Raw genomic sequence first — 8139 nt, forward strand, 5'->3', positions numbered from 1 at the left:
CGCTAGGCCACCCCATGCTGCGCATCGCCGTCCCCAACAAGGGCTCGCTCGCCGAGCCCGCCGCCGAGATGCTGCGCGAGGCGGGCTACCGCACGCGCCGTGACTCCAAGGAGCTCGTCGTCACCGACGAGGCCAACTCGGTCGAGCTCTTCTACCTCCGTCCGCGTGACATCGCCGTCTACGTCGGCTCCGGCACCGTCGACTGCGGCATCACCGGCCGCGACCTCCTGCTCGACTCGGGCAGCGCCGCGACCGAGGTCATGACCCTCGGGTTCGGTGGGTCGACCTTCCGGTATGCCGGCCGCCCCGGTTCCGTGTCGTCCCTCGCCGACATCGCCGGTCGCCGCGTGGCGACGAGCTACCAGGGCCTCGTCGAGAAGCACCTCGCCGACCACGGCGTCCAGGCCGAGGTCGTTCGTCTCGACGGTGCCGTCGAGACGGCGATCACGCTCGGTGTGGCGGACGTCATCGCCGACGTCGTCGAGACCGGCGCGACCCTGCGCAGCCAGGGGCTCGAGGTCTTCGGCGACCCGATCCTGCGCAGCGAGGCCGTGCTCATCCGGCGGGACGGCAGCCACGACGAGTCCGCGGTCGAGGTGCTCCGCCGGCGCATGCTCGGGGTCGTCACCGCGCGCCACTACGTCATGCTCGACTACGACGTTCCCGCCGCCCTGGTCGACGAGGCGTGCGCCATCACGCCGGGCCTCGAGTCCCCGACGGTCTCGAGCCTGCAGAACCCCGAGTGGAAGGCCGTGCGCGCCATGGTCCCGCGCGCGGGCACCAACCAGGTCATGGACCGGCTCTGGGAGATGGGGGCCCGCGCCATCCTCGTCACCGACATCGCCGCGTGCCGGCTGTGACCGAGCAGGTTTCGCGCGAGCCCTTCCGGTCGCGTCGTGGTCGGCTCATGGCGATGGTCATGGCCGGTGTCTCGCTCGTGCTCTTCGTCGTCCTCGCCGTGCTCGTCTCCGGCGTCGACGAGGGCGGCTGGGTCGTCGCCGACCGGGTCATGATGGCCGTCATCGGCGTCGGTCTCGCGCTCGTCCTGTGGCGCTGGGCCGCGATCCGGGCCGTGCCGGACGACAGCGGCATCACGGTGCAGAACCTCATCGGGCAGCGCCACATCCGCTGGGACGAGATCCGCGACGTCACCTTCGACGAGGGCGACCCGTGGGTGAGCCTGCACCTCAACGACACCGAGACGGTGGCCGTCATGGCGATCCAGCGCGCCGACGGACCGTCGTCGCGCGGCGAGGCCGAGCGCCTCGCCCACCTCGTCGCCGACTCCCGCCGGAGCTGAACACCACCCCCGGCTCGACCCTGACGAGCCCGCGAGTGTCGGCGATCCGGGCCCATCCCGCGCCGCGAGACCCCGGATTCCCGACACTCGCCGGGAGGTCGGGCATCAGCGGACGGGTGGGCGCCCGGGGCGGAGCAGCAGCGCGAGACCGAGCTGGGCGAGCATGAGCAGGGCGAGCACGAGCCAGATCGACGAGTAGTCGCCGGACAGGTCGCGCACCGCGCCCATCGTCGTCGGCCCCATCGACGCCACGGTGTAGGAGACGAGGAAGGCCATCGCGGTGAAGCGGGCGGCGGCGGCGGGCGAGACGGCATACCGGACGAGCAGGACGAGCCCGATCGCGAAGGACGCTCCCTGCGCGACGCCGAGGAGGACCGCCCACACCCACGGCGCGGCGTCCGGTGCGGCCCACACCCCGGTCTGGCCGACGAGCCCGAAGACCGCGGCGGCCACCAGCGGCACGCGCCAGTCGCCGACGCGGTCGGTGACCGCCGGGCCGACGAGGCCGGAGACGAACTGCGCGCCGGTGAAGACCGAGAGCAGGAGGCCGGCGTCCTGGGCCTCCCAGCCGTGCCCGACGTAGGTCGGCGAGAGCCACGCGAGCGACGAGTAGAACTGCCACGACTGCACGGCGAGGAAGCCGGCGACGCACCACGCGGTCGGGCTGCGCCACGGCAGCCGGTGGCTCGAGTCCGGAGGGTGCTGGTCGCGGTCGCCGCCGTGGTGCACCGCCCGGTCGACGGGCAGCCACAGCACGAGGCCGACGACCGCGACGAGGCCCCAGAACCCGAGCGCGAGGTCCCAGTCGCCGAGCGTGCGGGCCAGCGGCACCGACACCGCGGCGGCGACCGCCGCGCCGCCCATCATCGCGAACATCTGCAGCCCGGTCGCCAGGCCGGCCCGGCCCGGCGGGAACGACGCCTTGACCATGCCGGGCAGCAGCGTGCCCGCGAGGGCGATGCCGGCGCCGGCGCAGAGCGTGCCGACATAGAGCGCGGGCACCTCGTGGGAGAACGTCCGCGCGAGGTTGCCGACGGAGATGGCGACCATGGCGAGCGAGATGCAGCGGGCCACGCCGAGCCGCAGCCCGAGGCGCGCCGATGCCGGTGCGAGCAGCCCCATGCAGAGCACCGGAAGGGTCGTGAGCACGCCGAGCCAGACGGAGCTGAGGCCGAGGTCCTCGCGGATTCGGGGGAGCAGCGGGGGGAGCGACGTCATGAGGGTGCGCATGCTCAGCGACACGGCGACGACGCCGAGGACGACGAGCCACAACGGGGGAGGCTGCGGGGCCACCGACCCGTCAGCCGCATTGCCGGTCTGCCCGCCGACGTCGGCGGCGCTGCCGGCGGGACCGTCGGCGGTGTCGACGGCGACGTCCGCGTCGCTGCGTCCGGGGGAGACCGCCCAGAGCCGGCGCTCCTGGTCGGCCCACTCGTCCCAGTGACGTTCGAAGACCTCGCCGTCGCGCGCGACCGCCCGGACGTGCCGCTCGTCGTCGGGGGCCTCGACCCAGACCCGGGCCGACGCCGCGTCCCCGGCGATGGCGAACGCCCCGACGCCCTCGAGGACGACGAGGTCGGCGCCCGGGACGGCACGGCTCGGTCCGGCGACGTCCTCGTCCCAGTCCCACGTGGGGTGGCTGGCGGGCTCGCCGGCGGCCCACGCCGAGACGAGCGAGGCCCGGGCGAGGTGCACGGTCTCGAGGACGCCGGTCCAGCCCTGGTGCATGTCGTCGACGTGGAGGACGAGCGCGTCGAGGTCGTCGCCGAGCCGGCCGGCGAGCGTCGTCTTGCCCGAGCCGCTGGGGCCGTCGACCGCGACGACCGTCACCGACCCGGCCCGCGGGCCGCGCTCGGCGAGGAGCCGACGGACCTCGTCCGTGAGGTCGTCCACGTCCGTCACCGTCTCGACTGCCACACGGGCAACCCTAGGTCGGCTCCTCGTCGTCGACCACGTCGTGGTCGACGCGTCGGCCACGGTCGCGTGCCGACGTCGGCACGACGTCGGCGGCGTCCTCGACGGGAATGCCGGTGAGGACGAGCAGGTCGACGACCATCGACCGCACCTGGGCCCGGATCACCTCACCGGACAGCCCCGACGCGGCGTCGATGACTGCGCTCCGCTCGCCGAGGCGGTGCAGACCGGCGCGCGCCGCGGTGGGCTCGTGACGCTCGTGGAGCTCACGGGCGATGTCGTCGCACGACCTCGCGAGGTCGTCGAGCAGGGCCGTGTATGCCGGCGGGATCACCTCGCCGCGTCGCGTCCCGACGAGCGCGCGGCGCACGAGCACCCGCAGGTTGCGGATGGCGCGGTCGAGCGGCTCGAGGAGGTCGGCGACGGCCTGGGCGCCGGGGAGGTGGCGCCGCCGGAAGGGCGAGAGCCGCACGACGGCCACACCCTCGGAGGCAAGGGAGCGCAGCTCGTCGAGCATCCGCTCCGACGCCCGCGCCCGCTGGAGCGTCTCGCCGGCGAGCTCGCCGTCGTCGGTGCGGATGACGGTGGCCGTCTGGCGCAGGATCGCCGCGAGCTCCTCGACGACGAGAGCCGCCTTCTGGCGAGGTCGCTGGAGACCGGTTGCCGGGACGAGGACGCTGATGACGAGGGCGACCCCACCGCCGATGACGGCGTCGACCCACCGGGTGAACGCCTGCCCCGGCGCGGCGAGGAGGGTCGTGATGATCGCGGCCTGCACGCCGGCCTGGATCGTCATGAGGATGCCGGCGCCGACGAGCGAGGCGATCGTCATCGCGAGGACGACGACGACGAGCAGCTGGGGCACGCCGTTGCCGAAGAGGTGGGCGAAGAGGTCGCCGACGAAGACGCCGAGGGCGACGCCGATCATCACCTCGACGGCACGACGGACCCGCTGCCCGTAGGACATGCCGAGCGTGATGATCGCCGTCACGGGGGCGAAGAACGGCATCCGGTGGTCGAAGACGTCACCGGCGAGCCACCACGCGAGGGCTGCGCCGACGCCGCACTGGAGGATGAACGCGATCCGGGTCTGCAGCCGGTCGGTCCGGATCCGCGCCTCGGACCGCGAGCGCCGGGCGACGCGGGCTGGCAGGTCGGAGGCGGACGGCATACGAGGCATCATCTCCCGCCGGATAGCCTGCCCACGTGAGCGTCGCCATCCGTGTCATCCCGTGTCTCGACGTCGACGCTGGCCGCGTCGTCAAGGGCGTGAACTTCGAGAACCTGCGTGACGCCGGCGACCCCGTCGAGCTCGCCCGCTCCTATGGCGAGCAGGGCGCCGACGAGCTCACCTTCCTCGACGTCACGGCGAGCAGCGGCGACCGCGCGACGACCTACGACGTCGTGCGGCGCACGGCCGAGCAGGTCTTCATCCCGCTCACCGTCGGCGGGGGAGTGCGGACCGTCGACGACGTCGACCGGCTGCTGCGCAGCGGCGCGGACAAGGTCGGCGTCAACACGGCCGCGATAGCCCGACCCGAGCTCATCGCCGAGACCGCCGACCGCTTCGGCTCGCAGGTGCTCGTGCTCTCCGCCGACGTCCGTCGTCGCCGCGGCGACGACGGCACCGTCACCGACGATGTCGAGGTGACGACGCACGGCGGCCGCACCGGCACCGGACTCGACGCGATCGAGTGGTGCGTGCGCGCGGCCGAGCTCGGCGCCGGCGAGATCCTGCTCAACTCGATGGACGCCGACGGCACCAAGGCCGGGTTCGACCTCGACCTCATCGCCCGGGTGCGACGCGAGGTGACGATACCCGTCATCGCGAGCGGTGGCGCCGGGGCGGTCGAGCACTTCGCGCCGGCCGTGCGAGCCGGGGCCGACGCCGTGCTCGCCGCGAGCGTCTTCCACTTCGGCGACCTCACGATCGGCCAGGTCAAGGACGCGCTGCGCGCCGACCACCACCCCGTCCGATAGTCGGGCGCGCGGCGAACCGGCTGCCTCAGAGTCCCAGGCGGGCCGCGCCGAACGCCGCGACGGCGTCCGGTGGGCCGTCCACCTCGACGTCGGCGACATTGCGACGCCCGTATGCCGTGAGTAGCACCTCGATCGGCGCGCCGGTCACCGTGACGGTCGCGTCGCCGCTGCCCGCCGTGAGCGTGCGACGCCCGGGTGAGTGCAGCTCGACGGCAGCCGGGACGCGGCGGAAGAGGAGGCGGCCCATCCGGGAGAGCAGCGACCAGACGGCGGACTCGAGGTGGGCCGACGGCTCGCGCCGGGGCCCGGTGGCGCCGTCGCCGCGCAGGACGTCCTCGTGGTGGATGACCATCTCGGCGAGGTTCACCGCGTTGTCGACGGCACCGAGCCTCGCGGGGTGCCAGACCGGCGGGCCGGAGCGCACGGCCTCGACGAGGTCGGCCCACGGCTGCGCCGCGACCCGGGACTGCTCGCGCTCGGTGCGGTCGGCGAGGAACGGGACCCAGATGCCGGTGGCGAGGTCAGGGCGCCCCTCGCGCACGACGAGGTGCGCCGCGAGGTCACGCGTCGTCCACGGCATACAGAGAGTGGGAGCGTCCGGGCCGACGGCCACGAAGGTGTCGCAGAGGGCGAGGCGCTCGGTGCGTGCGATGGGCGTGGAGCCGGAGGTCATGGACCCATCCTCGCGCCTCGGTGGACGGGCGGCACAATGGCGGGCGTGCCCGACCTCGACTCCGCCGTCTCCAGCCGTCTCCGCTTCGACGACGCCGGCCTCGTCGCCGCCGTCGTCCAGCAGCACGACACCGGCGAGGTCCTCATGCTCGGCTGGATGGACTCCGAGGCGGTCCGCCGCACCCTCACCGAGGGGCGGGTGACCTTCTGGTCGCGCAGTCGGCAGGAGTACTGGCGCAAGGGTGACACCTCCGGCCACGTGCAGTACGTGAAGTCGGTCGCCGTCGACTGCGACGGCGACGCCCTGCTCGTCCGGGTCGACCAAATCGGTGCGGCCTGCCACACGGGCGACCGCACGTGCTTCGACGCCGGCGCCCTCGACGTCGTCGTCGGAGAGGCCGCGCGGTGACGTCCCCGCAGCCCTCGCCCGACCTCTCCTTCGGCGCCACCTGGCCGTCGCTCCCGCTCTTCCAGGTGCTCGCCGAGGACCGCCGCGTCATCCCCGTTGTCCGTCGCCTCATGGCCGACGCCGAGACGCCGGTCGGCCTCTACCGCAAGCTCGCCCAGAACCGTCCCGGCACCTTCCTCCTCGAGTCCGCCGAGCACGGTGGCGTCTGGAGCCGCTACTCGATCATCGGCGCTGCGAGCCGGACCACCCTCACCGAGAAGGACGGCGAGGCGCACTGGATCGGGGAGCCGCCGGTCGGCGTCCCCACGACCGGACTCGCGACCGACGCCCTGCGCGACACGGTGGCCGCGCTCGCGACCGACCCCGTGCCCGGGCTGCCGCCGCTCACCGGCGGCATGGTCGGGATGATCTCCTACGACGCCGTGCGCCGCTGGGAGCGCGTCCCGTCGACGACGCCCGACGTGCTGCACCTCCCCGAGATCGCGATGATGCTCGCGACCGACCTCGCCGTGCTCGACCACGCCGACGGCTCGGTGCTGCTCATCGCCAACGCCATCAACTACGACGCCACCGACGACCGGGTGCAGGACGCGTGGAGCGACGCGGTCGCGCGGCTCGACGCGATGACGCACGACCTGGCCGCGGGCGCCGACAGCACCGTCTCGGTCGTCGACGCAGACCGTGTCGACGAGGCGATGGAGGGCGTGACCGGCAACCTCACCCGCGACGACTACGAGTCGATGGTCGAGAGCGCGAAGGAGGACATCCGCGCCGGCGAGGTCTTCCAGGTCGTCCTCTCGCAGCGCTTCTCGATGCCGTGCCCCGCCGACGCCCTCGACGTCTACCGGGCGCTGCGGGCGGGCAACCCGAGCCCCTACATGTACCTCTTCCGGTTCACGCGACCGGACGGGACGGCATACGACGTCGTCGGGAGCTCCCCGGAGGCGCTCGTCAAGGTCACCGGGTCGCAGGCCATCACCCACCCCATCGCCGGCTCGCGCCCGCGCGGCAAGTCCCCCGAGGGCGACGTGCGCCTCGCCGAGGACCTGCTCGCCGACCCGAAGGAGCGCTCCGAGCACGTCATGCTCGTCGACCTCGGGCGCAACGACCTCGGCCGGGTGTGCCGGCCCGGCACGGTCGACGTCGTCGAGTTCATGGACGTCCGCCGCTACAGCCACGTCATGCACCTCGAGTCGACCGTCGTCGGTGAGCTGCGCGACGGGGTGCGCGCCTACGACGTGCTCGTCTCGACGTTCCCCGCGGGGACGCTCTCGGGTGCGCCGAAGCCGCGGGCGCTCGCGCTCATCGAGGGCTACGAGCCGTCGCGGCGCGGGGTCTACGGCGGCGTCGTCGGCTACCTCGACTTCCACGGCGACCTCGACATGGCCATCGCGATCCGCACGGCGCTGCTCGACGGCGGCACGGCCCACGTCCAGGCGGGCGCGGGCATCGTCGCCGACTCCGTGCCCCGGGCCGAGTACGACGAGTGCGTCGCCAAGGCCACCGCCGCGCTTCGGGCCGTCGCGACCGCGTCCGCGCTGAGGAAGGTGCCGTGAGCATGCTGCGACGCCGCGGCGTGCTCATCCTGCTCGTCGTCCTCGGGGCCCTCGTCGTCATCGTCACCGCGTCGCGCACGTGGGTGAGCGGCTCGGTCGACGACGTCGTGCTCGGCCAGACGTCGGTGTCGGCGACCGGGTCCGAGGTCGCCGGGGGAGTGGTGGCGCTGGCCCTCGTCGTCGTCGCCGGTGCCGTGGCGTCGGCGACCGCCGGTCCGCGCGCCCGGGTCGTCGCCCTCGTCCTCACGCTGCTCGCCTCGCTCGGCGGCGTGGCCCTCGTCGCGCGCGTGCTGCTCGACCCCGACGCG

9 protein-coding genes are annotated in these 8139 nt (G+C 73.7%); 6 read left to right on the plus strand and 3 right to left on the minus strand.

Annotated elements, in window-relative coordinates:
- The first annotated feature begins 14 nt into the window (after positions 1–14).
- The gene (gene hisG, locus N798_RS14735) at positions 15–860 is read left to right on the plus strand and encodes an ATP phosphoribosyltransferase (RefSeq protein ID WP_035949840.1); all 846 of its coding nucleotides are present in this window, start codon (positions 15–17) and stop codon (positions 858–860) included.
- Entirely contained in the window at positions 857–1300 is a 444-nt protein-coding gene (locus N798_RS14740; protein ID WP_035949843.1) for a PH domain-containing protein, read from the plus strand. Before hisG ends, N798_RS14740 begins: the two co-directional genes overlap by 4 nt.
- 105 nt (positions 1301–1405) lie before the next feature.
- Here the strand turns inward: N798_RS14740 and N798_RS14745 are convergent, their stop codons facing one another.
- Together N798_RS14745 and N798_RS14750 are read right to left on the minus strand one after the other, a co-directional pair.
- A complete protein-coding gene (locus N798_RS14745; protein ID WP_229708278.1) occupies positions 1406–3217 on the minus strand; it encodes an MFS transporter in 1812 nt (603 codons plus the stop codon).
- Between the two features lie 10 nt (positions 3218–3227).
- Positions 3228–4385: an FUSC family protein gene (locus tag N798_RS14750; protein WP_052117401.1), complete on the minus strand. Its 1158-nt coding sequence runs from the start codon at positions 4383–4385 to the stop codon at positions 3228–3230.
- A 35-nt stretch (positions 4386–4420) separates the two neighbouring features.
- On the opposite strand from N798_RS14750, the gene hisF reads away from it, so the two are divergent.
- The gene (hisF, locus tag N798_RS14755; RefSeq protein ID WP_035949847.1) at positions 4421–5194 is read left to right on the plus strand and encodes an imidazole glycerol phosphate synthase subunit HisF; all 774 of its coding nucleotides are present in this window, start codon (positions 4421–4423) and stop codon (positions 5192–5194) included.
- Positions 5195–5219: 25 nt separating this feature from the next.
- Here the strand turns inward: hisF and N798_RS14760 are convergent, their stop codons facing one another.
- A complete protein-coding gene (locus tag N798_RS14760) occupies positions 5220–5867 on the minus strand; it encodes a TIGR03085 family metal-binding protein (RefSeq protein WP_035949849.1) in 648 nt (215 codons plus the stop codon).
- 36 nt (positions 5868–5903) lie between these two features.
- Between N798_RS14760 and hisI the strand changes: the two genes are divergently transcribed.
- The 3 genes from hisI to N798_RS14775 form a co-directional block, all read left to right on the plus strand.
- On the plus strand, positions 5904–6275 hold the full coding sequence (hisI, locus tag N798_RS14765; protein ID WP_035949850.1) for a phosphoribosyl-AMP cyclohydrolase: 372 nt from the start codon (positions 5904–5906) through the stop codon (positions 6273–6275).
- Positions 6272–7831, plus strand: coding sequence for an anthranilate synthase component I (locus N798_RS14770; RefSeq protein ID WP_035949852.1), 1560 nt, complete (start codon positions 6272–6274; stop codon positions 7829–7831). The genes hisI and N798_RS14770 overlap by 4 nt, the downstream gene beginning before the upstream one ends.
- Positions 7832–7833: 2 nt before the next feature.
- Positions 7834–8139, plus strand: a 306-nt coding sequence (locus tag N798_RS14775; RefSeq protein WP_035949854.1) for a Trp biosynthesis-associated membrane protein, incomplete at its 3' end; no start/stop codon positions are given.

The organism is Knoellia flava TL1 (assembly GCF_000768675.1).
Taxonomy (GTDB): Bacteria; Actinomycetota; Actinomycetes; order Actinomycetales; family Dermatophilaceae; genus Knoellia; species Knoellia flava.

Bases quoted from the DNA above. Each gene is read 5' to 3' on its own strand.
- N798_RS14760 (WP_035949849.1), bottom strand. From the start codon at position 5,867: ATGACCTCCGGCTCCACGCCCATCGCACGCACCGAGCGCCTCGCCCTC.
- hisI (WP_035949850.1), top strand. From the start codon at position 5,904: ATGGCGGGCGTGCCCGACCTCGACTCCGCCGTCTCCAGCCGTCTCCGC.
- hisG (WP_035949840.1), top strand. From the start codon at position 15: ATGCTGCGCATCGCCGTCCCCAACAAGGGCTCGCTCGCCGAGCCCGCC.
- N798_RS14750 (WP_052117401.1), bottom strand. From the start codon at position 4,385: ATGCCGTCCGCCTCCGACCTGCCAGCCCGCGTCGCCCGGCGCTCGCGG.